Annotated in this window: 21 protein-coding genes; 11 read left to right on the forward strand and 10 right to left on the reverse strand. The window is 68.0% G+C overall.

Annotated elements, in window-relative coordinates:
• The first annotated feature begins 78 nt into the window (after positions 1–78).
• The 5 genes from gcvT (at position 79) to ACFCQI_RS10850 (ending at position 4,171) form a co-directional block, all read left to right on the forward strand.
• Positions 79–1,179, forward strand: coding sequence for a glycine cleavage system aminomethyltransferase GcvT (gene gcvT / locus ACFCQI_RS10830; RefSeq protein WP_395116544.1), 1,101 nt, complete (start codon positions 79–81; stop codon positions 1,177–1,179).
• Positions 1,180–1,263: 84 nt separating this feature from the next.
• Positions 1,264–1,659, forward strand: a complete 396-nt coding sequence (gene gcvH, locus ACFCQI_RS10835; protein ID WP_395116546.1) for a glycine cleavage system protein GcvH — start codon at positions 1,264–1,266, stop codon at positions 1,657–1,659.
• 129 nt (positions 1,660–1,788) lie between these two features.
• Positions 1,789–2,085, forward strand: a complete 297-nt coding sequence (locus tag ACFCQI_RS10840; protein ID WP_395116548.1) for a hypothetical protein — start codon at positions 1,789–1,791, stop codon at positions 2,083–2,085.
• Positions 2,086–2,268: 183 nt separating this feature from the next.
• Positions 2,269–2,820, forward strand: coding sequence for a met regulon transcriptional regulator MetJ (gene metJ / locus ACFCQI_RS10845; RefSeq protein ID WP_395116550.1), 552 nt, complete (start codon positions 2,269–2,271; stop codon positions 2,818–2,820).
• A 331-nt stretch (positions 2,821–3,151) separates the two neighbouring features.
• Complete coding sequence (locus tag ACFCQI_RS10850) at positions 3,152–4,171, forward strand: energy transducer TonB (RefSeq protein ID WP_395116552.1); 1,020 nt, start codon at positions 3,152–3,154, stop codon at positions 4,169–4,171.
• Between the two features lie 276 nt (positions 4,172–4,447).
• On the opposite strand, the gene ACFCQI_RS10855 is transcribed toward ACFCQI_RS10850, so the two are convergent.
• Positions 4,448–5,728: a serine hydrolase domain-containing protein gene (locus ACFCQI_RS10855; RefSeq protein ID WP_395116554.1), complete on the reverse strand. Its 1,281-nt coding sequence runs from the start codon at positions 5,726–5,728 to the stop codon at positions 4,448–4,450.
• A 55-nt stretch (positions 5,729–5,783) separates the two neighbouring features.
• On the opposite strand from ACFCQI_RS10855, the gene ACFCQI_RS10860 reads away from it, so the two are divergent.
• Together ACFCQI_RS10860 and ACFCQI_RS10865 are read left to right on the forward strand one after the other, a co-directional pair.
• Positions 5,784–6,371, forward strand: coding sequence for a LemA family protein (locus ACFCQI_RS10860; protein ID WP_395116557.1), 588 nt, complete (start codon positions 5,784–5,786; stop codon positions 6,369–6,371).
• A gap of 50 nt (positions 6,372–6,421) precedes the next feature.
• A complete protein-coding gene (locus tag ACFCQI_RS10865; protein WP_395116559.1) occupies positions 6,422–8,299 on the forward strand; it encodes a M48 family metallopeptidase in 1,878 nt (625 codons plus the stop codon).
• Between the two features lie 109 nt (positions 8,300–8,408).
• Here ACFCQI_RS10865 and ACFCQI_RS10870 read toward each other — a convergent pair whose 3' ends face one another.
• On the reverse strand, positions 8,409–10,031 hold the full coding sequence (locus tag ACFCQI_RS10870) for a GMC family oxidoreductase (RefSeq protein ID WP_395116561.1): 1,623 nt from the start codon (positions 10,029–10,031) through the stop codon (positions 8,409–8,411).
• Positions 10,032–10,110: 79 nt separating this feature from the next.
• Between ACFCQI_RS10870 and ACFCQI_RS10875 the strand changes: the two genes are divergently transcribed.
• Positions 10,111–11,376: an NTP/NDP exchange transporter gene (locus ACFCQI_RS10875; RefSeq protein WP_395121340.1), complete on the forward strand. Its 1,266-nt coding sequence runs from the start codon at positions 10,111–10,113 to the stop codon at positions 11,374–11,376.
• A gap of 28 nt (positions 11,377–11,404) precedes the next feature.
• On the opposite strand, the gene ACFCQI_RS10880 is transcribed toward ACFCQI_RS10875, so the two are convergent.
• Positions 11,405–11,833 carry a CBS domain-containing protein gene (locus ACFCQI_RS10880; RefSeq protein WP_395116563.1) on the reverse strand — a complete coding sequence of 143 codons (429 nt, stop codon included), beginning with the start codon at positions 11,831–11,833 and terminating at the stop codon, positions 11,405–11,407.
• An 84-nt stretch (positions 11,834–11,917) separates the two neighbouring features.
• Positions 11,918–12,646 carry a monofunctional biosynthetic peptidoglycan transglycosylase gene (gene mtgA / locus ACFCQI_RS10885; protein WP_395116565.1) on the reverse strand — a complete coding sequence of 243 codons (729 nt, stop codon included), beginning with the start codon at positions 12,644–12,646 and terminating at the stop codon, positions 11,918–11,920.
• Between the two features lie 83 nt (positions 12,647–12,729).
• Here mtgA and ACFCQI_RS10890 point away from each other — a divergent pair, with 83 nt between their 5' ends.
• On the forward strand, positions 12,730–13,629 hold the full coding sequence (locus tag ACFCQI_RS10890) for an Hsp33 family molecular chaperone HslO (RefSeq protein ID WP_395116567.1): 900 nt from the start codon (positions 12,730–12,732) through the stop codon (positions 13,627–13,629).
• Positions 13,630–13,638: 9 nt separating this feature from the next.
• On the opposite strand, the gene ACFCQI_RS10895 is transcribed toward ACFCQI_RS10890, so the two are convergent.
• Positions 13,639–16,539 carry an EAL domain-containing protein gene (locus ACFCQI_RS10895; protein WP_395116569.1) on the reverse strand — a complete coding sequence of 967 codons (2,901 nt, stop codon included), beginning with the start codon at positions 16,537–16,539 and terminating at the stop codon, positions 13,639–13,641.
• A gap of 275 nt (positions 16,540–16,814) precedes the next feature.
• Between ACFCQI_RS10895 and ACFCQI_RS10900 the strand changes: the two genes are divergently transcribed.
• Entirely contained in the window at positions 16,815–17,735 is a 921-nt protein-coding gene (locus ACFCQI_RS10900) for a hypothetical protein (RefSeq protein WP_395116571.1), read from the forward strand.
• 111 nt (positions 17,736–17,846) lie between these two features.
• Here ACFCQI_RS10900 and ACFCQI_RS10905 read toward each other — a convergent pair whose 3' ends face one another.
• The 5 genes from ACFCQI_RS10905 to ACFCQI_RS10925 form a co-directional block, all read right to left on the reverse strand.
• Positions 17,847–18,755, reverse strand: a complete 909-nt coding sequence (locus tag ACFCQI_RS10905) for a DUF4097 family beta strand repeat-containing protein (RefSeq protein ID WP_395116573.1) — start codon at positions 18,753–18,755, stop codon at positions 17,847–17,849.
• A gap of 20 nt (positions 18,756–18,775) precedes the next feature.
• Complete coding sequence (locus ACFCQI_RS10910) at positions 18,776–19,204, reverse strand: hypothetical protein (RefSeq protein ID WP_395116575.1); 429 nt, start codon at positions 19,202–19,204, stop codon at positions 18,776–18,778.
• Positions 19,201–19,746 carry an RNA polymerase sigma factor gene (locus tag ACFCQI_RS10915; protein ID WP_395116577.1) on the reverse strand — a complete coding sequence of 182 codons (546 nt, stop codon included), beginning with the start codon at positions 19,744–19,746 and terminating at the stop codon, positions 19,201–19,203. The genes ACFCQI_RS10910 and ACFCQI_RS10915 overlap by 4 nt, the downstream gene beginning before the upstream one ends.
• A gap of 175 nt (positions 19,747–19,921) precedes the next feature.
• Positions 19,922–21,706: a phosphoenolpyruvate carboxykinase (GTP) gene (locus ACFCQI_RS10920; RefSeq protein ID WP_395121341.1), complete on the reverse strand. Its 1,785-nt coding sequence runs from the start codon at positions 21,704–21,706 to the stop codon at positions 19,922–19,924.
• A gap of 122 nt (positions 21,707–21,828) precedes the next feature.
• Entirely contained in the window at positions 21,829–22,407 is a 579-nt protein-coding gene (locus ACFCQI_RS10925; RefSeq protein ID WP_395116579.1) for a TetR/AcrR family transcriptional regulator, read from the reverse strand.
• 113 nt (positions 22,408–22,520) lie between these two features.
• On the opposite strand from ACFCQI_RS10925, the gene ACFCQI_RS10930 reads away from it, so the two are divergent.
• Entirely contained in the window at positions 22,521–23,420 is a 900-nt protein-coding gene (locus ACFCQI_RS10930) for an alpha/beta fold hydrolase (protein WP_395116581.1), read from the forward strand.
• The last annotated feature ends 8 nt before the right edge of the window (positions 23,421–23,428 follow it).

The following is a 23,428-nucleotide window of genomic DNA, read 5'->3' on the forward strand; positions in this document are numbered from 1 at the left end:
CGTTTTGCCGCACGGCTTGGATTGCCCTGTGCCGACGGCGATAATGGCCCATTCCCCAATCAGCAGGGCGCCGCCGCGATGACCGAGAAGACCGTACTCAACGCCACCCATCGCGCGCTCGGCGCGCGGATGGTCGATTTCGGCGGCTGGGACATGCCGATCAACTACGGCTCGCAGATCGAGGAGCATCACGCCGTGCGCCGCGACGCCGGCATGTTCGACGTCTCGCACATGACCGTGGTCGACCTGCACGGCGCCCGCACGCGCGAATTCCTGCGCCACCTGCTGGCGAACAACATCGGCAAGCTGAAGGTGCACGGCAAGGCGTTGTACTCGTGCATGCTCAACGAGCGCGGCGGGGTGATCGACGACCTGATCGTGTACTACCTCGGCGAGGAGTTCTTCCGGCTGGTCGTCAATGCCGCCACCCGCGCCAAGGACCTGGCCTGGATCGAGCGCCAGGCAAAGGCGTTCGACGTGCAGGTGAAGGAGCGCCCCGACTTCGCGATGATCGCCGTGCAGGGGCCGCAGGCGCGCGCGAAGGTGCTCGGCCTGCTGCATGAGGTCGACCGCCCGCGCATCGAGAAGCTGGGCAAGTTCGCCGCGGCCGCGGCGCAGGGCCCCGGCGGCATGCCGTTGTTCGTGGCGCGCACCGGCTACACCGGCGAGGACGGGTTCGAGATCATGCTGCCGGCAGAGCATGCAGTGGCGCTGTGGGAAGCGTTGCTCGCCGCCGGCGTGAAGCCGGCCGGGCTGGGCGCGCGCGACACCCTGCGCCTGGAAGCGGGCATGAACCTGTACGGCCAGGACATGGACGAGGACGTGACGCCGTGGGAGGCCAACCTGGGCTGGACGGTGTCGCTGGACGAGGGCCGCGACTTCATCGGCCGCGCCGCACTGGAGCAGCAGCAGGCCGCCGGCGTGCCGCGCGTGATGATCGGCGTGGTGCTCGACGAGAAGGGCGTGCTGCGCCACGGCCAGAAGGTGCTGGCGGCGAACGGCGAGGGCGAGATCCTCTCCGGCAGCTTCGCCCCCACCCTGGACAAGGCGATCGCCTTCGCACGCGTGCCGGCCGGCGACAGCGGCGCGCTGCACGTGGACATCCGCGGCCGCGAGGTGGCGGTGCGCCAGGTGAAATATCCCTTCGTGCGCGACGGCAAGCCCTGCGACGGCATCTGATCGCGCGTTGCCCTTTTCCTTACGGCGAATGCCGCTAGAATCCCCACCCGTAACCGTATTTCCACCCAACCACTGGACCCGACCATGAGCGAGATTCCCGGCGATCTGAAGTTCCTCAAATCCCACGAATGGGCCCGCGTGGAAGATGACGGCCTGGTCCGGGTGGGCATTTCCGACCATGCCCAGGGCCAGTTGGGCGACCTGGTCTACGTGGAGCTGCCGGAGATCGGCGCCGCGGTGAAGGCCGGCACCGGCACCGCCGTGGTGGAATCGGTCAAGGCCGCTTCGGACATCTATTCGCCGGTGTCGGGCGAGATCGTCGAAGTCAACGAGCTGCTCAACGACAAGCCCGAGACGATCAACGAGGACGCCTTCGGCGACGGCTGGATCTTCCTCGTGCGTCCCAGCGATCGTGCCGAGCTGGACGAGTTGCTCGATGCCAACGATTACCAGGAACTGATCGAGAACGACGATCACTGACCAGTCCGCTTCGAACCGCGTCGAATGCTCCGGCCGCCACGTGCGGCCGGTTGCATTTCTGGAGCTCGCCTCGGCGTTCGGTGATGTCGATGGAGTGCTCTCTCGGGCGATGCATCGAACTGTCGGATCGTGTTTTCGGGCGAGCGGATGAGCTCGCCTTCGCGTCGCCCGTCGCGAGCATCGGTCGATGCGTTTCGTCTTCGCCCGTCGCGCTTCGGCGCGGCGATCGCCGCGATCGCGGTCATCGACGCCACCGCCGGGCTCCCCTCGGTCGTGTTCCGTTCATTTGCCGGAGACGGCCGGGTCGGGTGGCAATCGAGTGCCTTGGCGGCACTGCGTTCGTCGGCGCAGTGCATTCGGCAGATAACGCCGCGATTTGCAAATATCGCCTGTTTCACGCGGTTTGAAGCGTGTTTCTTGAAATGAGCGATTGAATGGATGGACGTCTAGACGTCCGATGTTGAATATGGTCCTTGTCGGCGCGGCCTTGCCGGCTGCGGCCTGCCGCGGCCATGGCCGTTCGGGATGCCGCCGACGCGTGGCGAAAATCAATTGACAGTTGAAATCTTCGGGGATAGCTTTCGCAGCAGATCACGGGGAATGCGTTTTATGGCGACAACGAAATTCATCAAGCCCTATGTCGAGCACGGTGAAAAAGCCAATGCAGTTCGCAAGATCACTGTCTCGATTCCGCTGCATGTCCTGCGACGGCTTTCTGATTTGCGCACCCACCGACAGGTGAACAATCTTCGGCACGCGACGAACAGCGACTTGCTGGTTGAAGCGTTCCTGCATGCTTTTACTGGGCAACCACTGCCAACTGATGAGGAGCTGAGACGAACCATGGCCACTGCCAAGAAATCCGCTGCAAAGAAACCGGCTGCCAAGAAGGCCGCTGCCAAGAAACCGGCTGCCAAGAAGGTTGCCGCCAAGAAGCCGGCGGCCAAGAAGCCGGCTGCCAAGAAGCCGGCCGCCAAGAAGGCTGCCGCGAAGAAGGCCGTCCGCAAGCCGGCGGCTGCCAAGAAAGCCGCGGTGAAGAAGGTCGCGGTAAAGAAGGTCGCCAAGAAGCCGGCGAAGAAAGCTGCACCGAAGAAGGCTGCGGCGGCGAAGGTGGTCAAGGCCACCAAGACCGCAAAGCCGAAGGCCAAGACCAAGAAGTAAGCTACACGCAACACGCAACAAGGCGACACCCACAACAAGATATGCCATCGACTTCTCCCCCCGCGGTGCCCAGCGCGGGGGGAGCACTTCGAGAAAGTTCGTCCCGGCCTGGCCGGGACGCTTCATTTCCGGGGTACGCAATGAGGCGGGCGACCGTGTCGCCGCCCCTGCCATCTTCGCCGCGCCGACGCGCGCCCACCCGGGGACGCGGCATTGCCGTGCTGCGCCATTGGAGTTACCTTCTGCACATCCGCGCCGCGGCGTATCCGGGGGATCGCCGCTCCTACAGGGGGAAAAAGCGCGGGTATCTGTCGACACTCAGTGAGAGACCATGGATACCCGATATTCACTTCAGACGCGCCGGCGCGCGCGTGGGGCCGTCCGGCCGACCTACATCGCGATCATTGCCGTCTTTGTGCTGCTGGCCATCGGCGCGTGGTTTCTCATCCTCAAGCCGCATCAGGAACTGATGCTGGCCGATTCGGGCGGGCATCCGTCGACGCCGGTCACCGCAGTGACGCGGGCGACGCCGCCGCCGGTCAACGTGGCGGGGATGGACATCAACCAGTTGGTGGATGAAGCGCGTTCGGCCATGGGCCAGCAGCGTTATCTGGCGCCGGCCGGCAACAACGCATTCGAGTTCTACCTGCGTGTGCTGGAGAAGGACCCGGGCAACAAGGTGGCCTCCGATGCGCTGCGCGAGACCTTCCCGTTCGCGGCCAACCAGGCCGAGCAGGCGATCAACTCGCGCGACTTCGGCGAAGCGCAGCGCGAGATCGATCTGCTCTCCAAGGCCGATCCGACCAACTTCACGCTGACCATCCTGCGCTCCAAGCTCGACGCCCAGCGCAAGACGCTGGATCAGCAACAGCAGCAGGCGCTGGATCAGCAGAAGGCTGCCGCGCTGGCGGCGCAGAAGGCCGCCGCCGACAAGGCCGCCGCCGAGCAGCTCGCGCAGCAGCAGGCAGCCCAGGCGGCCCAGCAACAGGCAGCGCAGACGACACAGGCCAAGCCGGCGCCAGGCACGGCGCCGTCGGGCAACAACGCCTCGACGGAGACGGCCGCAGCGGCGCCCACGGGTCAGACTTCCGAAGCAGTGCTGGTGAAGGCCATCGCCCCGCACTATCCACCTTCGGCCGTGCGTGCGCGGCAGCAAGGTTGGGTCGTGGTGGCGTTCCAGATCGACGCGGATGGCACCACCAGCGACATCAAGGTGGTCGACTCCGAGCCGCGGCGCATCTTCGACCGGGCGGCCATGGAAGCCGTGGCGCGCTACCAGTTCACGCCGGCGATGAGAAATGGCGTGCCGGTGGCCAGCCAGCGTACGCAGCGGATCGAATTCAAGCTCTGAGAGGCGGCAAGCCTTTCAGCCTCGAAGCCGGGCGTCACACGCGCGAGCACAGCTCCTCCCCCTGCTGGCAGGGGGAGCCTGGCAACCGAGGGAAGTTCCCCGCGTGAGGGCAAAGTTCTTGTCCTTGTTGCTGGCCTGGTCGTAGTTCCTGGCCTGGTCGGAGCGACCCCATCCGGATTCTCCCCGGCGAGCATGAGAGGGACACAAGCTTCAGGACGTGAGTCGCCCTGCGCGGCCGGGCGCGTTCGACGCGATGCGCTGCCTGCCTGACGTGATTCAGTGCCGCCGGTGCGTCGCCTTGCGAACCTTCCTGCGCGGCGTGGCTTTCTTCGGCGGGCTCTCGATCTGCGCCCAGTCCACGTGCGGCAGGCCGAGCAGATCGTCGAACACCATCGGCATCAGGCCGCTGGGCGTCGGGCCGGTGGAGTTCCACAGGGTGACCACGCCGACGTTGTACTTCGGGAAGAAGCCGATCATGGTGCGATAACCGGCTACCGCACCGGCGTGATAGATCAGGGTTTCGCCGCCGTAGCGGTAGACGCGCCAGCCGAGCGCGTAGTGCGCGTCGGTCAGCCGCGCGCGGCGCCACGGGGAGGAGTGCAGTTCGCTGGGCGTGCTGACGCCGGGTGCGTGCAGCACGTCGAGCAGCGAGCCAGGCAGCACGTCCGGTCGCCCGCCCATCTGCGCGATCAGCCATTTCTCCATGTCGCGCAGGCTGGCGTTGACGCCGGCCGCCGGCGCCACGCGGTAGTAGGTTTCGTTCGGTTCGAACGGTACCCAGCCGTGGCGCGACGCATGGTGTGGACGCGCCCAGCTCTTGCTCGACTCCAGTCCGGCGCGACCGTAGGTGGCCGTGGTCATGCCCAACGGGTAGAACAGGCGTTTGTCGACCAGGTGGTAAAAGAAGTCGCCGGTGCGCGCGAGCACCACGTCGCCGATCATGCTGAAGGCCACGTTCTGGTAGCCGTAGCATTGGCCGACGCCGCAGGTCATGTCCACCTCGTCCAGCTTGCGCACCAGTTCCTGGTAGGGAATGTCGCCCTCGAGCATGTTGTCGAAGGTGTTGCGCGGCAGGCCGATCTTCTGCCCGAGAATGTCGCTGACCGTGGCCTGGTCAGCCTCCTGCATGTTCTTGAGCTTGAAGTAGGGCAGCACGTCGATCAGGCGGGTGTCCCAATCGAGCTTGCCGTCGTCCACCAGCAGGCCGGTGATCGCGGTGGCGAAGGCCTTGGACAGCGAGGCCAGTCGGAACACCGTGGTCGGCGTCACCGGTTCGCGCGTGGCGGCATCGGCGTAGCCGACGGTGCCTTCGAACACCACTTTGTCGTCGACCACCACGGCGGTGACCAGGCCGGCGACGGCGTCGCGCTGGCCCAGCAGATTGAGCCACCGCTTGTAGTCGTCCAGGGTTTTCCGGATGCGTGCCGGCGGCAGCGTCGTTGTGCCCGCCGATGGCGCCGGCGCGGTGGCGGGCATGGCGGTGAGCGGGCGGCAGAAGAGCGCGCAGGACAGGCCGAGGCCGCCGGCGATCACGAGGAAGATCTTGCGAAACGGCATGGTATTCTGGCGGTGTTCCGGCGTGGGGATACGCCTCTGGGTGGAGAACTTGTCGATGGGCCTGATCATTTTTCTGGTTGTCGTCGTCCTGATTGTCTTGTACTTCGTGGCGATCTACAACGGACTGGTTACCTCGCGCAACAGCTACAAGAACGCCTTCGCGCAGATCGACGTGCAGTTGACCCGCCGGCACGACCTGATCCCGAACCTGGTCGAGACCGCCAAGGGCTATCTCGCGCACGAGCGCGGCACGCTTGAGGCGGTGGTGCAAGCTCGCAATGCGGCGGTCAACGGCCTGGCCGGCGCCAAGGCCAATCCCGGCGATCCGGCGGCGATGCAGCAACTGGCCAGCAGCGAGAACGCGCTGACCCAGACCCTGGGCCATCTGTTCGCCTTGCAGGAGGCCTATCCGGACCTGAAGGCCAACCAGACCATGATGCAACTCTCCGAGGAACTCACCTCGACGGAGAACCGCGTGGCGTTCGCGCGACAGGCGTACAACGATTCGGTGCTGACCTACAACAACAAGCGCGAGGTGTTCCCCTCGTCGTTCGTGGCCAACAGCTTCGGGTTTGCCGCCGCCGAGCCGCTGAAGATCGAAGACCCCGCCGTGCGCGAAGTGCCGAAGGTGTCGTTCAGCTGATCGTCGCGGCATCGCGGCCGCGACGCCGCTGACCGTCCGTCGGAGCCTCCATGGATTTCTTCGCCCAACAGGCGCGCGTGCGCGGCAGCAGCCGGCGGCTGGTGATCCTGTTCGTGCTGGCGGTGATCGCCATCGTGGCGGCGATCGACGCGGTGGTCTGGTTTGCGCTGGGCCAGCACCCGGCGCCCGGTGAGCCGCCCGCGTCCAACCTGAACCTGCTGCTGGGCAGCAGCGTGATCGTGCTGGCCGGCATCGGGCTCAGTTCGCTGTTCCGCATCATGAGCCTGTCGGGTGGCGGCAAGAGCGTGGCCGAAAGCATGGGCGCGACGGTGGTGCCGCCGGACACGTCTGATCCCGCGCTGCGCCGGCTGCGCAACGTGATCGAGGAAGTGGCCATCGCCGCCGGCGTGCCGGTGCCGGACATCTACCTGATGGCCGACGAGCCGGGCATCAACGCCTTCGCTGCCGGCTACTCCGCCTCCGATGCGGCGGTGTGCGTGACGCAGGGTTGCCTGGACAACCTCACGCGTGACGAACTGCAGGGCGTGATCGCGCACGAGTTCAGCCACGTGCTCAATGGCGACATGCGGCTGAACATCCGCCTGATGGGCTTGCTGTTCGGCATCCTGGTATTGGCGGTCGTGGGGCGCCGGGTGATCTGGTTCGGCGGTGGCCGCAGCAATCGTCGCGGTGGCGGACAGGTGTGGATGATCGGCCTGGCGCTGATCGTGGTCGGCTACATCGGCTATTTCTTCGGGCGGCTGATCCAGGCCGCGGTGGCGCGCTCGCGCGAGTCGCTGGCCGACGCATCGGCCGTGCAGTTCACCCGCCAGGCCGACGGCATCGCCGGCGCGCTGAAAAAGATCGCGATCCTCAGCGAGGGTTCGCAACTGCAGGCAGCCAACAAGCAGGAGGTGGCGCACATGCTGTTCGGCGAGGCCGGCAGTTTCAACGCGCTGTTCGCCACCCATCCGCCGCTGCTCGAGCGCATCCGCGCGCTGGAACCCGGCTTCAAGGAGGCCGACCTGGCGCGCATGGCGGCGGGGATGCAGCGCGAAGCGGCGTCGCCGCCGGCGAGCGCACCGACCGCCGCCTCGGGCGTGCCGGGGTTGTCGTTGCCGCCGGTGCTGACCGGCGTGCTGGCCGGCGGCGTGGCGGCGGCTGCTCCGGCCTTCCGGCGTGCCGCGGCCGTGCAGCAGGCGATGCCGGCGAGTTTGAACGATGCCGTGCAGCAGCCGGAATCCGCGCTCGCGGTGATGCTGGCGCTGGCGCTGTCACCAGCGGCCGAGTTGCAGCCCGCGCAGCGCCGGATCGTCGCCGATGCGTTCGGCGATGACGTGCAGCGCGCCGTGCAGGCGCAGGCTTCCGCCGTGGCCGCACTGGCGCCGATCGCCCGCCTGCCGCTGGTTTCGCTGGCGTTTCCCGCGCTCAGGCAACTGCCCGACGGGCGCCAGCAGACCCTGGTGCGCACGCTCGACGATCTGGTCAAGGTGGATGGCCGTGTCGACATCAACGAGTACTGCCTGGCGCGGCTGCTGCGCATTCAGCTGAGCGAGGCACGCGCGCCGCGCAGCGCGCCGGTCGATGGCGTGAAGAAACTGCCGGCCGCGCGTGACAGCGTGATCCTGGTGTGCACCGTGGTCGCCGCGGCCGGCTGCTCGGACGAGGCCGGCGCAAGGCGCGCGTGGCTGTTCGCGATGCAGCAGGCGTTTCCCGGCGAGGCGATCGAGTGGGTGCCGCCACCGGCGGCCTGGCAGGCGTCGTTCGAGCGCGCGCTGGACGATCTGGACGGCCTGAGCCCGATGGCCAAGGAACTGGTGATCCAGGCCTTGCTGCGCGCGGTCCATGCCGACGGCCAGATCAGCGTGGAGGAGGCGGAACTGCTGCGGGTGATCTGCGCCAGCCTGCATTGCCCGCTGCCGTTGTAGGGACGCGCCGATGCGCGCGATGCCCGTTGCCTTTGCAGGAGCGCACTTGTGCGCGATGCTTTCGGTCACGTGACGGAAAGCATCGCGCACAAGTGCGCTCCTGCAGTGCTCAGCGGAGGATCAACGCGCTGGCGCGCTCGGCGATCATGATGGTGGGTGCGTTGGTGTTGCCGGTCGGCAGGGTGGGCATCACCGAGGCGTCGACCACGCGCAACCCATCCACGCCGCGCACGCGCAGCTCGCTGTCGACCACGGCGCGATCGTCCTTGCCCATGCGGCAGGTACCGACCGGGTGGTAGATGGTTTCGGCCTTGCGCCGGATGAAGTCGGCGTATTCCTCGTCGGTGTGGATGCGTCGCTCGGGGAACACCGGCGCGCCGCGGTGCGCGGCGAACGCCGGCTGGTCGAGGATCTCGCGCGACAGCCGTGCTGCCTCGATCATCATTTTCAGATCGTGGCCTTCCGCGTCGCCGAGGTAGTTGGCGTGGATCGCGATCGGTTGTGCGGGATCGGCCGAGTGCAGGCGCAGTCGGCCGCGGCTGCGCGGGTGCAGATGGCATGCATGCAACGTGTAGCCGTAGCCGGGCAGGCGGTGGCGGCCATGGTCGTCGAGCAACGCCGGCACGAAATGGAACTGCAGGTCGCAGCGCGCGTCGACGGCGAAGCGGCTGCGCACGAAGCCGCCGGCCTCGGCCACGTTGGAGCTGCCCGGTCCGTCGCGGTGGCGCAGCCAGCGCCAGCCGGCGGACAGTTCGTTGAGATGGTCGTAGCTGAGCTTGCCGGGGTTGCCGTCCAGCGTGCAGATATCCAGGTGATCCTGCAGGTTGGCGCCGACGCCGGGCAGGTCGGCGTGCACCGCGATGCCGTGCTCGCGCAGGTGATCGGCGGGGCCGACGCCGGACAGCATCAGCAGCTGCGGCGAATTGATTGCACCGGCGGCCAGGATCACCTCGCCAGCTTCGATCCGCTCCGCTTCGTGCCGGCCCTGGCGCAGTTGCACGCCGACCGCGCGTCCATGGTCCAGCAGCACCCGCTCGACCAGCACGCCGGTACGCACATGCAGGTTCGTCCGCTGGCGCACCGGTTTCAGGAACGCCGCGGCACTCGAGCAGCGCGCGCCGTTGCGCTGGGTCACCTGGTACAGGCCGAAGCCGGCCAACTGGTCGCCGTTGAAGTCGTCGTTGCGCGGATAGCCGGCGCTGCCCGCCGCATCGATCAGCGCGATGGACAACTCGTTGCGATGGCGCAGATCGGACACCCCCAGCGGGCCGCCGCTTCCGTGCAACTCGCTGGCGCCGCGGCTGTTGTCCTCGCTGCGCAGGAACCACGGCAGCACCTCGCGCCACGACCAGCGCGGATCGCCGCTGGCTTCGGCCCAGCCGTCGTAGTCGGCTGCCACGCCGCGGATGTAGCACATCGCATTGATCGAACTGGAACCGCCGAGGGTCTTGCCGCGCGGCCACCACAAGCGGCGCTGGTTGAGCGCGGGCTCCGGTTCGGTGCGGTAGTTCCAGTTCAAGGCGCGGTTGTTGGCCAGCCGCGCGATGCCTGCCGGCATGTGGATCAGCGGGTGCCAGTCCGTCGGCCCGGCTTCCAGCAGCAGCACGCGCTTGCCCGGGTCGGCGCTGAGCCGGTTGGCCAGCACGCAACCGGCCGAACCGGCGCCGGCGATGATGAAGTCGTAATGGTCCAAGTCTTCCCCCTGCGCCTGCCTGGCGATGCGCGATCGCATGCTAGGCTTGCCGCGCCCCACGCTGGATGTGCCCGTGAGTTTGCCCCGCCAAGCCGTTGTGGAACAAGCCGCCGCGCCGCTGCTGTCCGCGCTGGCGTTCTTCTTCGTGATGACGTCGTATTACATCATCCGGCCAGTCAGGGACCAGCTGAGCGGCGCCGTGGGTTCGCAGTCGCTGCCGCTTTTCTACGGCGCGGTGCTCGTGGTGATGCTGCTGATCACGCCGGTGTTCGGCATGCTGGTGGCGCGCTTCCGCCGCCGTTCGCTGCTGGTGTGGAGCTACAGCTTCTTCATCGCCTGCCTGCTCGCGTTCGTGCCCGCGTTCATGGCGCAGGCGCAGATCGGCGCGCGCACGTTGGGCGTGGTGTTCTTTGTCTGGGTCAGCGTGTTCAACCTGTTCGTGGTGTCGCTGTTCTGGAGCTTCATGGCCGACATCTTCTCCAGCGGCCGGGCGCGCCGGGTGTTTTCGTTGATCGCACTGGGCGGCATGGCGGGCGCCATCTTCGGGCCGCTGGTCACCAAGTTGCTGGTGCACCTGGTGGGGGTGGCGCCCTTGCTGGTGGTGTCGTCGCTGGCACTGGGCGTGTCGCTGATCCTGCTGCTGCGGATCTCCGACAGTCACGACCGCCGACCCGGCAGCGACGGCAACGAGGTGATCGGCGGGTCGCTGTGGGCGGGCATTCGCCAGCTCTGGTCGCAACCTTTCCTGCGCTACATGGCCTTGCTGATGCTGTTCGGCGACGGCATCGGCACGCTGGCCTACGCGCTGGTAGCCGATTACGCGAAGGCCAACTTCGCCGACGCGGTGGCGCGGACCGCGTTCTACAACAACCTGGATCTCGCCACCAACCTGCTCGGTGCCGCCTTGCAGCTGAGCGTGACGCCGTGGCTGCTGGTCCGTCGCGGCGCCGGCTGGGGCCTGGTGCTGCCCGCGCTGGTGAACGTGGCGCTGCTGGGTGCGGTGGCGCTGATCGGCAGCGGCAGTGTCTCGTTCTTCGGTCACAGCCTGCCGCTGCTGCTGGCGGTGATGCTGGTGATCACCCGCGGCTTTGCCTACGGCATGACCAAGCCGGCGGTGGATGCGCTGTACACGCGGGTGCCGCGCGAGATGCGCTACAAGGGCAAGAATTTCGTCGAGACCGCGGTGTGGCGCTTCGGCGATCTGGTGGTGACCAGCGCGGTGAACGGTCTGCGTGCGCTGGGCCTGGGCGTGAGCGGCCTGGCTTTGGCCGGCGCCGGCGTGGCCGCACTGGCAACCATTGCGGCGCGCCGTGCCGGCTGGTCGCCGGACCTGGCGCCGGACGACCAGGCACCCGTAGAGAAGGCGGCGAAAGCGCCGGCGTGAGTCGATGCTTTCCCCACAACCCCGGCGTTCAGCCCGTGATATAGCGCTCCAGATGCTCGATCTGCTCGGCCTGCGCGTCGATCACCGCCTTGACCAGATCGCCGATCGAGATCACGCCGACCAGCTTGCCGTCCTCGACCACCGGCAGGTGGCGGATGCGACGGTCGGTGCACAGGCGCATGCAGTCGAACACGTCGGTGTCCGGGCCGACCGTGATCGGCGTGCCGGACATGATGTCCGACACGGCGGTCTGCGAGGAGGACTTGCCCTGCAGGATCACCTTGCGCGCGTAATCGCGTTCGGAGACCACGCCGACCAGTTCGCCGTTGGCCAGCACCAGCAACGCGCCGATGCGGTGTTCGGCCATCTGCTTGATCGCCTCCAGCACCGGGGCATCGGGTGCCACGCTGAAGATGGTGCTGCCCTTGGTTTGCAGCAGGTGCCTGACTTGACTCATCTCGGGTCTCCTGGCGGTGGCCTTCGGTTGTCCGGGTCGAGTCTATCGCGCGGCGGCGTTGGGGTGTAGTGACGGGCCCTGGCGCTATTTCGGCGGCGGCGCGTCGAGGTAGTCCGGCCCGCCCAGTTGCTGCATCTGCTGCTCGATCCATGCGGTGCGGCGCTGCACGTACGCGCTCGGGCGGTCGACGTGCAGCCGGCGCGGGCTGGGTAGCACCGCCGCCAGGCGTGCGGCCTGCGCCGGCCCCAGGCGCGCGGGCGAGGTATGGTAGTAAGCCTCGCTGGCCGCGCCCACGCCGTAGATGCCGTTGCCCAGCTCGGCGATGTTCATGTACACCTCGAGGATGCGCCGCTTCGGCCAGGTCAGCTCGATCAGCACGGTGAAGTACGCCTCCAGTCCCTTGCGCACGAAGCTGCGGCCGTTCCACAGGAACAGGTTCTTGGCGGTCTGCTGGCTGATCGTGCTGGCGCCGCGCAGGCGCTTGCCGTCGTCGGCCGCGTCGATCGCCTTGTTGATGGAGTCGAAATCGAAACCGTGGTGGTAGGGAAACTTCTGGTCCTCGCCGGCCACCATCGCCAGCGGCACCCAGGGCGAGACCCGCTTCCACGGCACCCAGTGCTGGCGCAGGCGGAAACTCATGTCCCCGTGCAGCCATGCGCCGACCTGGCGTTCGACCATCACCGCCGAGGTCAGCGGCGGCACGAAGCGCAGGATCAGCACCGCCAGCCAGGTCGATCCCAGCCACGCCATGGCGAGGATGCCCAGGCAGCGAAGCAGCTTGCGCCATCGGAGTCGGCGTGACGGTGAAGACATGGCTGCAGTATACGAGGCGTTGTGCCGGTGCCGTGCCGACCCCATCTGTGCCGTTTACCTGCCTGCCTCCGCGAGAACCGATCATGCCCGTGCCGTCCGACGACGACGTGATGTACCGCTTCCTGCTGCCGCGTGCCGGCGTGCGCGGCGCGCTGGTGCGCCTGGGCGCGTCATGGCGCGAGGTGGCGGGCCGTGCCGACTATCCGACGGCGTTGCGGGCGCTGCTGGGCGAGACGCTGGTGGCCAGCGCGCTGCTCACCGGCAACATCAAGCTCGATGGCGCGTTGTCGATCGAATTGAAGAGCGCGTCCGCACTGCGCCTGCTGTTCGCCGAGTGCGACGACGCCGGACGTCTGCGCGGGCTGGCACGCTGGCGCGAGCCGTTGCCCCAGCCGCTGGCGCTGAACGACCTGGCCGAGGCGATCATGGCAATCACCATGGGCAACGTCGAGCGCGGCCAGCGTTACCAGGGCCTGGTCGAACTGCGCGACGCCGGCCTGGCCGCGTCGCTGGAGAACTACTTCCGGCAGTCCGAACAGTTGCCCGCGCGATTCCTGCTGGCCAGCGATGCGACGCAGGCGGTCGGCCTGATGCTGCAGAAGATGCCTGACGAGGGCGGCCACGCCGCGGACATCGACGAGGACGCCTGGAACCGCGTGCTGCAGCTGACCGCGACGCTGGGCGTCGACGAGCTGCTGGCCACCCCGGCCGAGCCGCTGCTGTTTCGCCTGTACCACGAGGAGTCCGCGCGCCTGCTCGAAAGGCGCGCGCTGGCGTTCGGTTGCAGCTGCAGCCGCGAACGGGTCAGCGCCATGCTGCGTTCGCTCGGGCGCGACGAAGTGGAGGCCGCGCTGGCCGCGCGTGACGGCGAGATCGAGGTGGTCTGCGAGTTCTGCGCGCAGCGCTATGCGTTCGACCGCATCGACGCCGAGCACCTGCTGAGCGACAGCGCCGCCCCCGGCGCGCCGGGCACGGCGCAGTAGGGACTCCGCTCAGGCCGGCAGCAGCGGGCTGTTGGCGGCCAGCCAGGTGCTGGCCGGCTGCGGCGAGGCGAACAGGAAGCCCTGGCCGTAGCGGCAGCCGACCCGCAGCAGCGCCTGGCGCTGCGACTCCTGCTCGATGCCCTCGGCGATCACCTTCATGTGCAGCGAATCGGCCAGCACCTGGATGGCGCGCACCAGGGCCAGGCCCTGGGTGTCGCTGTCGTCCGGCGGCAGCTCGACGATGAAGGAGCGGTCGATCTTCAGGCTCTCGAACGGGTACTGGTGGAGATAGCTCAGCGAGGAATAGCCGGTGCCGAAATCGTCCAGCGCGATGCCCACGCCGTGGTTGCGCAGGTTTTTCAGGATGCGCTTCACCTGGGTGGGGTTTTCCAGCAGCGCATGCTCGGTGACTTCGATGCGGATGCAGTGGCTGGGCACGGCGTACTGGTCGAACAGCGCGAGCAGGCGCTGGTCGAGGTCGACCGAACGGAAGTGCCGCCCGGACACGTTGATGCTGATGAAACCCTCGGTGCCGATCAGGCGCACCGCCTGGATGCACACCTGCTCGAAGATCTGCCAGTCGATCGCCTCGGCGCAGCCGCATTCCTCGGCGATCAGCAGGAAGTCGTGCGGCGGCAGCAGGCCGCGCTGCGGATGGTGCCAGCGCAGCAGCGCCTCGTAGCCGACGATGCGGCCGTCGGAGAGCTCGACGATCGGCTGGTAGTACGGTTCGAACTCGTTGCGGCCCAGCGCGTGGCGCAGGTCGCTCTCCATGTCCAGCAGGGACAGTGCCTCGCGGCGCAGGCGGTCGTCGAACATCGCCGCGCGATGGCGGCCACCGTCCTTGGCGTTGTACATCGCCGCGTCGGCGTCGCGCAGCAGTTCCTCCGGCTGGCGATAGTGCGGGGCGGCAAGCGCGATGCCGATCGAGGCGGAGGTGAAGATCTCCTTGGTGCCCAGCCGGAACGGCGTCTGCAGCTCGTGGATGATGCGTTCGGCGATCAGCGAGGCCTTGTCGGTCTCGGTAATGCCCTCCAGCAGCACGGCAAACTCGTCCCCGCCGAGCCGCGCGACCACGTCGCGGGTCTTCAGGCAGGCGCGGATGCGGCCGCCGACCTGGAACAGCAGGTCGTCGCCGATCAGATGGCCGACCGAGTCGTTGATGACCTTGAAGCGGTCCAGGTCGATGAACAGCACCGCGAACCGCTCGTCACGGTTGGCCGCGTAGCGCTGCATCGCCTGTTCCAGCCGCTGCAGCAGCAAGGTGCGATTGGGCAGGCCGGTAAGCGAGTCGTGCAGGGTCTCGTACTTCAGCCGGCGCTCGACCCGCTCGCGTTCGGCGATCTGTTCGCGCAGGTCGCGGTTGGCCAGCGCCAGCGCGCGGGTGCGCTCGGTGACGCGGCGCTCGAGCCCGGCGTTGGCCTGCTTGAGCGAATGGGCCGCCTGCTTGCGCTGCAGCGCGTTGGCCACGTGGTAGCTGACGAAGGTCAGCAGCTCCTGGTCGCGCTCGCTGTAGTTGTGCGCCGGCGAATAGCTCTGCAGGGTAAGCACGCCCTTGGCCTTGCCGCCCCAGATCAGCGGCACGCCCAGCCAGCACACCGATGGCGCGCCGAAGTGGGCGATCTCGCCTGCGGCGTGCAGCTTGTCGATCAGCTCGGGGGTGGCCAGCAGCGGGCGGGCGGTGCGCAATACGTACTCGGTGGCGCCGCGGCCGTGCACGCGCGCCGGGCGCACGCGATCGACCTCGTCGACCGAATAGGGGAACGTCAGCTGGTCGGTCTCCTCGTCCAGCAGCGCGATGTAGAAGTTGCGCGCGTACAGCAGGCCGCTGATGACCTGGTGCACGGCGGCGTAGAACTTGTCCAGGCTTTCCGAGGTGCTGGCCAGTTCGGCGATGCGAAACAGCGCCGCCTGCAGGCGCTCGCCGCGCTGGCGCTGCAGCACCTGCTGGCGCAGCACGCGATTGGCCTCGCGCAGCGCCGCGGTGCGGTCGGTGACGCGGCGGCCCAGCTCCAGGTGCGCCTCGCGCCGTTCCAGCGCGGTCTGCACGTGTTGCGCCACGTAGTTGAGCAGCTCCATGTCGTGCCGCGAGTAATGCGTGTCCGAGCGGTAGCTCTGCACCACGATGCCGCCCGCCACGTGCCCGTCGCGCAGCATGGGCACGCCCAGCCAGTCCTCGCAGCGCGCGCCGAACAGGCGGAAACGATCGCCGATCTGCTGTACCAGGTCGTCGAGCGAACCCATCATCGGACGCCCTTGGCGCAGCAGGTTCCAGGTCAGGCTGTATTCCATCTCCTGCAGCGGCATCGGCTGGTTGAGCACGGGAAGGTCGGTGTCGACGATGTCCACGCAGTAGGTGAAGCGGATCTGGTCGGTGGCCGGGTCGTACAGCACGATGTAGAAGTTTTCCGCGTACATCAGGCTGCTGACGATCGCGTGCAGCGAGCGCATCATCTGCGGCATGTCGTGCTCGGCGCTGGCCTGGTCGGCGATCGCGTACAGCGCGCGCTGCAGGCGTTCGGCCAGCGCCAGACGGGAGATCGCCTCGTACAGGCGGCTGGTCTCGGCCAGCTGGCGCAGGCGGATGTCCGCCAGGCGGCCCAGCCATAGCAGCGAGTCGCGCGCAGCGGGAGGCGGCGGGGTCTCGTCCCACGTCATCGACAAGGTGCGCGTGGCCTGCGGGTCTTCGGCCAGGTCCAGCCATTTCTCGTCGGGGGCGCCATCTTCGTCGCGGGCGCGCCAGTGCAGGCGGCCGCGGATGCCGAGCTGGTCCAGCATCAGCTCGCAGATTTCCATCACCCCGGTGGCGTCGACTGCCTCGAACAGGCGTTCCACGGCGCCGTTCAGGGTCGCGACATCCCGGGCCGCGTGCGGCGGCTGGGAGGGTCGGATCGTCGGGCTGGCGCTCATGGCTGGTGGTCGATTCCGGAACGATTTGACGCGTCGACGTCAAAAGGCCTTTATACAGGGTGGGCCGCCGCTCCTGCCAGCGGGATCATAGCGGGAACCTGGCCCGGTCGAACGGGTCAAAGCTTGACACAGCAACCCATGCAACTGTGCGCTGGGGCGGGTTTTGGGCTGTTAGCAAAACGTAAAATGCGCTACCATCCCGATCGCACGACATCATCAATGCGAGCCGTGTTCGGATGATGGTTCCATCAGTCTTGGAGTTTCGTTCAAAAGCCATGCGTCGCCTGCCTGCCATGCTGTCGATTTTCCTGCTGCCGCTTGCGGCCGCCGGGCAATCCGTGGGCGGCGATGCGGCGCAGGCCGCGCAGTTGCTGGCGCAGCCGCAGAACGGGGCGCAGTTGACGAATGCCGACCCGGCCAGTTCCGGCGTGAACGTCCCGTTGTGGCGTGACAGCCATGGCCGCATGCTGATGCTCAAGGCCGATCGCGGCACCACGAACGACTCCGCCACGTCCCTGTATTCGCCGCTGTTGCTGCAGCCGCTCGATGCCGGCAACGCGATGGCCGCCGGCCTGCAGTACGGCGTCGGCCCGTTGCAGGCGCATGCGCAGGTCAGCCAGCGCTCGTGGCTCAACCACGGCACGCGGGTGTTCGGCAGCGAAGTGGGTGCCACCTACGACGCCGGCGATTACAGCGTCGGCGTGAGCGTGGGCGCCACCAGCACGCCCCACCGCAATGCGCCGCTGCCGCGCGTGCTGCCGGGTGCGGCGCCGGGCGGCCTGTACAGTTTCGACAGCAGCAACCAGCTCAATGCACGGGGCCGGCTGGCCCTGGGCAAGCAGACCGGCATCGACCTCGGCGCCAGCGTGGGCCGCGTGCATCTGCTGCCGGGCAACCTGCTGGGTGTCAACGTGCTCGACCAGAAGGCGCTGAGTTTCGGCGTCGACCACGGCCCGTTGAGCGGCATGCTCACCGGTCGCACCATGCAGCCCGAAGCCGGCGTGCCCGGCAGCCTGTACGGCGATCGGCGCTGGAACAGCATCGACCTGGGCGTGACCTGGCGCCTGCCGTGGCGCGGCTCGTTGAGCGTCGGCGCGCAGAACCTGTGGTCGTCCGGCACGCCGGCGAACACGCCGGTCGGCCCGGAGCCGGACCAGTCGCGCACGCCTTACGTGCAATATCACCAGGATCTCTGAGGCAGGAGTGAGCGGAGAGGAGTGAGAAACGAGAGAAATGCGCGCAAGCTGCAGCTCTTCTCTCACTTCTCACTTCTCACTTCTCACTTCTCACTTCTCACTCCTATCCGCTCACTCCTGCTTCTTGACGCGCAGGTCGCCGCTGAAGGTCTCGAGGTGGATCTTGCCGTCGCCGGCGCCGATGCTCGTGTCGAGCGAACTGCCGGGGCCGCGCTCGGCTTCGATCGGCTTGCCGAAGTCGCTGCGCAGGTCGCCGCTGAAACTGCTGGCGTGCAGCTTGGCCGAGGTGTCGGCCGGCAGGCGCAACTGCACATCGCCGCTCATGCTGTCGATGTCGATGCTGCCGCCGGCGGCCAGCTTGCCGGACAGCTGCACGTCGCCGGAGACGGTGCTCAGGGTGAGCGTCTGCCACGGCCCGCCGCCGGCCTGGATGTGGCCGGAGATGGTTTCCAGCTTGGCCGTGCGGCCCAGGGCCGGGGCCAGGATCTCGCCGCTCACGGTTTGCAATGCGGCCTTGTCGGCCTGTCCGGAAAGCTCGATGCCGCCGCTGACACTATCGACGTCCAGCGCAGGCGTGTTCGCGTGGATGCGGGCGTTGCCGCTGATCGTGTTGACCTTGATGTCGCCGCCGGCAAGGCCGTCGATCACCAGCGGCGCGCTGATCACCTTGACGTCCAGCGACGCGCCGCGCGGCACGTGCAGTTCCAGCGTGGTGGGCGCCATGCGGCTGTCGCCGCCGAAGTTGAACCAGCCCGAGCCCGAACCGCCGCGCGGCTCGACCTTGATCGACAGCCGGTCGTTGTCGCCGGTGATCTGCAGCGGCTTGGCGCCGTCGCCGAGTTCGCCGCCGACCTGGACTTCATTGCGATCCCAGGCGGTGACATTCACCGAGCCGGCGATATTGCTGATGCTGATCCGCGTATCGGCGCTGGCGGCGTGCTGCAGTTGGATCGGCGTGCCGGCCAGTGCATCGCCGATGCACAGGCACAACAGCAGGGGCAGGCAGTGGGCGGTTTTCATGGGTTCTCCTCGGATGGTCATCAGCCGGCGCGGTCGGCCAGCTGGCGCAATTGCGCCTGTTGTCGTTCGGTGTGGCGCAGGAGCCGTTGCAGTGCCGCGGAATCCGGTGCCTGTTCGATCGCCAGCTGCAGTTCGAGGCGAGCGGCGTCCAGTTCGATGGCGGCGCCGGCCAGGCGCGGATCGGCGGGCTTCCAGCTGGCCTGGCGGGTCGTGCCGGCCGATTCGGCAGGTGCGGTGGGTGTGAACCACTGATGCCAAGCCATACCCACGACCAGCAGCAGCGATGCCGCCACGGCAGCGCCCGCCAGCATGCGCCGCCATGTCGCCCGGGCGGGCGGATCGGCGACGGCCTGGTCCAGCGCCGCGTCGATCGCCGGCCACAGGTCGCGGCGCGGCACATGCGGTTGCTGCAGCTCGCGCATCTGGCGGCGCCATTCGAATTCGTTCATGCGTTTTCTCCCAGCGTCTTGCGCAGCAGCTGGCGTGCGCGATGCAGTTGAGCCTTCGAGGTGCCCACCGCCATGCCCAGTTCGTCGCCGATGTCCTCGTGCCGCCAGCCTTCGATGTCGTGCAGTACCAGTACGGCGCGGGCGCGCGGCGGCAGCCTGCCGATGGCTTGTTCCAGTTCGTGTCGCTCGGCCGCGCAGAACGGCGTCTCGCCACTGTCCGGCAGGTGCTCGTCGTCCACTACGCGCACCGGATCGGCGCCGCGCGCGCGGATGTCCATCAGCGCCACGTTGACCGCCAGGCGATACAGCCAGGTGCCGAAGGAGCTTTCGTGGCGGAAGCCGGGCAATTTCTGCCAGGCGCGGATGAAGGCGTCCTGGGTGAGATCCTCCGCCCGCGCGTGGTCGTAGCCGGCCAGCCGGTGCAGCGCGCCGTAGACGCGGCCGACGTGCAGCGCGTACAGGCGCTGGAAGGCGCGACGGTCGCCCGCGGCTGCGGCGCGCACGTCGTCGCCGTCATGCGCGGCGCTGGAGACAGGCGGCATCAGGCTTCCGGAGGCAGGGCAGGCGGCGATCATCTTGCCAGCTTGGATGCCGCGGGGTGCGAAAGGGTTTGAAGCGGACGGGCCGCGCGGGCCCGTCCTTCGGGAGCGGCGAGGAAAACCACGAGCGTGGTTTTCCCGGTCGCGAGTCCGGTACGTGCCCGGACTCGCGCGTGCATCAGGACACGGCGGCCCGCCGCGCCGGCTTGGCGGTATCGGCCTGCAGCGCCTGCGCCACGCGTTGCTGCTCGCGGCGCAACCGCTCCGGCAGGCGCGGCGCGAAGGTTTGCAGGTAGGCGTCGATGGCTTCCAGCTCCGCCTGCCATCCGGCTACGTCGACCGCGAGCAATTCGTCCAGTCGCGCAGGCTCCAGCGCCAGTCCTTCCAGCTTCAGTTCGCCGGCCGCCGGCACGATGCCGATCGGGGTCTCGACGCCTTGGACATGGCCTTCGGCGCGGTCGATCATCCACTCCAGCACGCGCAGGTTCTCGCCGAAGCCCGGCCACAGGAACTTGCCATCGGCGCCCTTGCGGAACCAGTTGACGTGGAACACCTTCGGCAGCTTCGCGCCGGGCCGGTCGAACGACAGCCAGTGCGCGAAGTAGTCGCCGTAGTGATAGCCGCAGAACGGCTTCATCGCCATCGAGTCGCGACGCAGCACGCCGACCGCGCCGGTGGCGGCGGCGGTGGTTTCCGAGCCCATCGCGGCGCCCATCAGCACGCCGTGGCTCCAGTCGCGCGCCTCCATCACCAGCGGCAGCAGCGAGGGGCGGCGGCCGCCGAACACGATCGCGCTGATCGGCACGCCTTGCGGCGCCTCGGCCTGCTCCGACCAGGTCGGGCACTGCTTCGCGCTGACCGTGAAGCGCGAGTTCGGGTGCGCGGCCGGGCCGTTGGCCGGGTCGTACGGACGTCCCTGCCAGTCGGTGACCGGGGTGCCGGGCAGGCCTTCCCACCACGGCTGGTTGTCGGCGGTGACGGCGACATTGGTGAAGATGGTGTCGTGCGAGATGCTCTGCATGGCATTGTGGTTGGTGGCGTCGCTGGTGCCCGGCGCCACGCCGAAGAAGCCGGCTTCCGGGTTGATCGCGTACAGCCGCCCGTCCGCGCCGGGGTGCATCCAGCAGATGTCGTCGCCCACCGTCCACACCTTCCAGCCGTCACGCCGGTAGCCTTCCGGCGGAATCAGCATCGACAGGTTGGTCTTGCCGCAGGCGGAGGGGAACGCGGCGGCGACGTAGTGCGTCTCGCCGCGCGGGTTCTCGATGCCGACGATCAGCATGTGTTCGGCCAGCCAGCCTTCCGTGCGCGCCTGGTTGCTGGCGATGCGCAGCGCGTGGCACTTCTTGCCCAGCAGCGCGTTGCCGCCGTAGCCGGAGCCGTAGGACTTGATCGAGAGTTCGGCGGGGAAGTGCATGATCCAGCGACGCTCGGGATCGAGCTCACCGACCGAATGCAGCCCCTTCACGAACGTACCTTCGCGCTCGATCCGCGCCTGCGCGGCGGCGCCCATGCGGGTCATGATCTTCATGTTGGCGACCACGTACGGGCTGTCGGTGATCTCCACCCCGCAACGCGACAGCGGCGAGTCGATCGGGCCCATGCAATACGGGATCACGTACATCGTGCGGCCTTCCATGCAGCCGTCGAACAGCGCGTCGATCTTGGCGTGCGCCTCGGCCGGGTCCATCCAGTGGTTGTTCGGGCCGGCGTCCTCGCGCTTGGGGTGGCAGACCAGGGTCAGCTGCTCGACGCGGGCCACGTCCTTCGGATCGGAGCGGTGCAGGTAGCACCCCGGATGGGTGGTCTGGTTCAGTTCGATCAGGGTGCCGTCGGCCAGCATCTGCTGCACCAGCGACTGATATTCGTCCTGCGACCCGTCACACCAGTGAATCCGCGCCGGGCGGGTCAGTGCCGCCACCTGGTCGACCCATTGGGTAAGCGCTTCCAGCTTGCTGGTCATCATGTCCCTCGAAAGGCTTGTTGAAAAACGGAAGCGGCACGGTAGTTTGCGTGCACTGGTATTGCAAGGATGGGCGCAGCAACGGCAGCGCCGGAGGGCGCCGCGTGGCCGTTTGCGCAGCGCTACACCGGGGTGAGCGTGGCGATCATGTGTTCGACGTAGGCGTCGAACTCCTCGTGACTCAGGCGCGGCAGGCCCAGGGTGAAGTTCAGTTGCAGGAAGCCGACGTAGGCGGCATAGGTCAGCCGCGCGCGGTTCAGTGCCTGCGCCGGCGGCAGGCCGGCCTCGCGATACACGGTGGTGAGGAACTCCATGCGTCGCTGCGAGACGCGGGCCATCACCGGCACCACCTGCGGATGGTCCAGTGCCTTGAGCAGCGCGGCATAGACGCGATGCGGCTGCAATTCGTGCGCGACCCGGCGGAACAGCTCGGGCAGGCGCTGGCGCGGGTCGGCGATCTGCTCGATCTGGCCGATGATCTCGCGTTCGCCGTACTGTTCCCAGCGTTCCATGGCCGCATTGAGCAGCGCTTCGCGGGTACGGAAATGCCAGTAGAAGCTGCCCTTGGTCACCCCGAGCTGGCGCGCGAGGGCTTCCACTGCCAAGGCTCCGACGCCCTGGTCGGCGATCATCTGCAGGGCGGCCAGTTCCCAATCTTCGGCCGACAGGCGCGTGCGTTCCGGCTTGCTGCTGACATTCATGTCCGTATGGTAGCGACAGCCCGGGCATTTGTAATGGGGCGGCGTCGATCGGCGTGCGCCGCGGCCCGGCGAGCGGTTGACGGCCATCGCACAGGCAATCCATACTCTCCCGTATGGTCAATCCGATCCCGATGCCCCATACCGTCGAACGCGTCGCTGCAGGCGACCTGCGCCTGGCGGTGGAAACCTGGAACCCGCAGGGGACGCCGGGCCTGCTGTTCGCGCACGGCTTCGGCCAGACTCGCGGGGCGTGGAACGCCGCCGCCGCGGCGCTCGCCCGGACGGGTTGCCGCTGCGTCGCGTTCGACGCCCGCGGTCATGGCGAGAGCGATCGCGTGGACGCCGCGACCGGCTATCACATGGACCAGTTCGCCGACGACCTGTTGCGCCTGGCCGCCGCGCAGCCGCAGCCACCGATCCTGGTGGGCGCCTCGATGGGTGGCCTGCTCGGCATCGTGTTGGCCGGCGAACGGCGACCCTCACCGTTCCGTGCGCTGGTGCTGGTCGACATCACGCCGCGCTGGGAAACCGCAGGCGTGCAACGCATCCTGGCCTTCATGCAGGCACACCCGGACGGCTTCGCCAACTATGCCGACGCGGCCGAGCAGGTAGCCGCCTACCTGCCGCAGCGGCGCGAGCGCAAGAGCGCCGAGCAATTGCGGCCGCTGCTGCGCGAGGGTGCCGACGGCCGGCTGCGCTGGCATTGGGACCCGGCGTTGCTGGCCGGCGACCTGGTGCAGGAGAGCGAGCGCTACCAGCCGCGCCTGCTGGCCGCGGCGGCGAACATCGACGTGCCGGTGCTGCTGCTGTCCGGCGGCCGCAGCGACGTCGTCTCGCGCGGCACCGTGGACGAGTTCCTGCAGCTGGTGCCGCAGGCGCGCCATGTCGAGCTGGCGCACGCCACGCACATGGTGGCCGGCGACGCCAATGACGCCTTTGCCAATGAAGTGATCCACTACGTGCACCACCTTGAAATCCCCGTGACGCCGCGTACCGCCGGCGCCGCCCCCTGACCCTGAGA

Origin of the sequence: Rhodanobacter sp. FW102-FHT14D06, assembly GCF_043950705.1 — a bacterium.
GTDB lineage: Bacteria > Pseudomonadota > Gammaproteobacteria > Xanthomonadales > Rhodanobacteraceae > Rhodanobacter.

Coding starts and splice junctions, on each gene's coding strand:
- mtgA (WP_395116565.1), bottom strand. CDS start 12,646: ATGTCTTCACCGTCACGCCGACTCCGATGGCGCAAGCTGCTTCGCTGC.
- gcvT (WP_395116544.1), top strand. CDS start 79: ATGACCGAGAAGACCGTACTCAACGCCACCCATCGCGCGCTCGGCGCG.
- ACFCQI_RS10930 (WP_395116581.1), top strand. CDS start 22,521: ATGGTCAATCCGATCCCGATGCCCCATACCGTCGAACGCGTCGCTGCA.
- ACFCQI_RS10870 (WP_395116561.1), bottom strand. CDS start 10,031: ATGCGATCGCGCATCGCCAGGCAGGCGCAGGGGGAAGACTTGGACCAT.
- ACFCQI_RS10910 (WP_395116575.1), bottom strand. CDS start 19,204: ATGAACGAATTCGAATGGCGCCGCCAGATGCGCGAGCTGCAGCAACCG.
- ACFCQI_RS10860 (WP_395116557.1), top strand. CDS start 5,784: ATGGGCCTGATCATTTTTCTGGTTGTCGTCGTCCTGATTGTCTTGTAC.
- ACFCQI_RS10900 (WP_395116571.1), top strand. CDS start 16,815: ATGCGTCGCCTGCCTGCCATGCTGTCGATTTTCCTGCTGCCGCTTGCG.
- ACFCQI_RS10925 (WP_395116579.1), bottom strand. CDS start 22,407: ATGAATGTCAGCAGCAAGCCGGAACGCACGCGCCTGTCGGCCGAAGAT.
- ACFCQI_RS10855 (WP_395116554.1), bottom strand. CDS start 5,728: ATGCCGTTTCGCAAGATCTTCCTCGTGATCGCCGGCGGCCTCGGCCTG.
- ACFCQI_RS10850 (WP_395116552.1), top strand. CDS start 3,152: ATGGATACCCGATATTCACTTCAGACGCGCCGGCGCGCGCGTGGGGCC.
- metJ (WP_395116550.1), top strand. CDS start 2,269: ATGGCGACAACGAAATTCATCAAGCCCTATGTCGAGCACGGTGAAAAA.
- ACFCQI_RS10890 (WP_395116567.1), top strand. CDS start 12,730: ATGCCCGTGCCGTCCGACGACGACGTGATGTACCGCTTCCTGCTGCCG.
- ACFCQI_RS10865 (WP_395116559.1), top strand. CDS start 6,422: ATGGATTTCTTCGCCCAACAGGCGCGCGTGCGCGGCAGCAGCCGGCGG.
- ACFCQI_RS10895 (WP_395116569.1), bottom strand. CDS start 16,539: ATGAGCGCCAGCCCGACGATCCGACCCTCCCAGCCGCCGCACGCGGCC.
- ACFCQI_RS10920 (WP_395121341.1), bottom strand. CDS start 21,706: ATGACCAGCAAGCTGGAAGCGCTTACCCAATGGGTCGACCAGGTGGCG.
- gcvH (WP_395116546.1), top strand. CDS start 1,264: ATGAGCGAGATTCCCGGCGATCTGAAGTTCCTCAAATCCCACGAATGG.
- ACFCQI_RS10915 (WP_395116577.1), bottom strand. CDS start 19,746: ATGCCGCCTGTCTCCAGCGCCGCGCATGACGGCGACGACGTGCGCGCC.
- ACFCQI_RS10880 (WP_395116563.1), bottom strand. CDS start 11,833: ATGAGTCAAGTCAGGCACCTGCTGCAAACCAAGGGCAGCACCATCTTC.
- ACFCQI_RS10905 (WP_395116573.1), bottom strand. CDS start 18,755: ATGAAAACCGCCCACTGCCTGCCCCTGCTGTTGTGCCTGTGCATCGGC.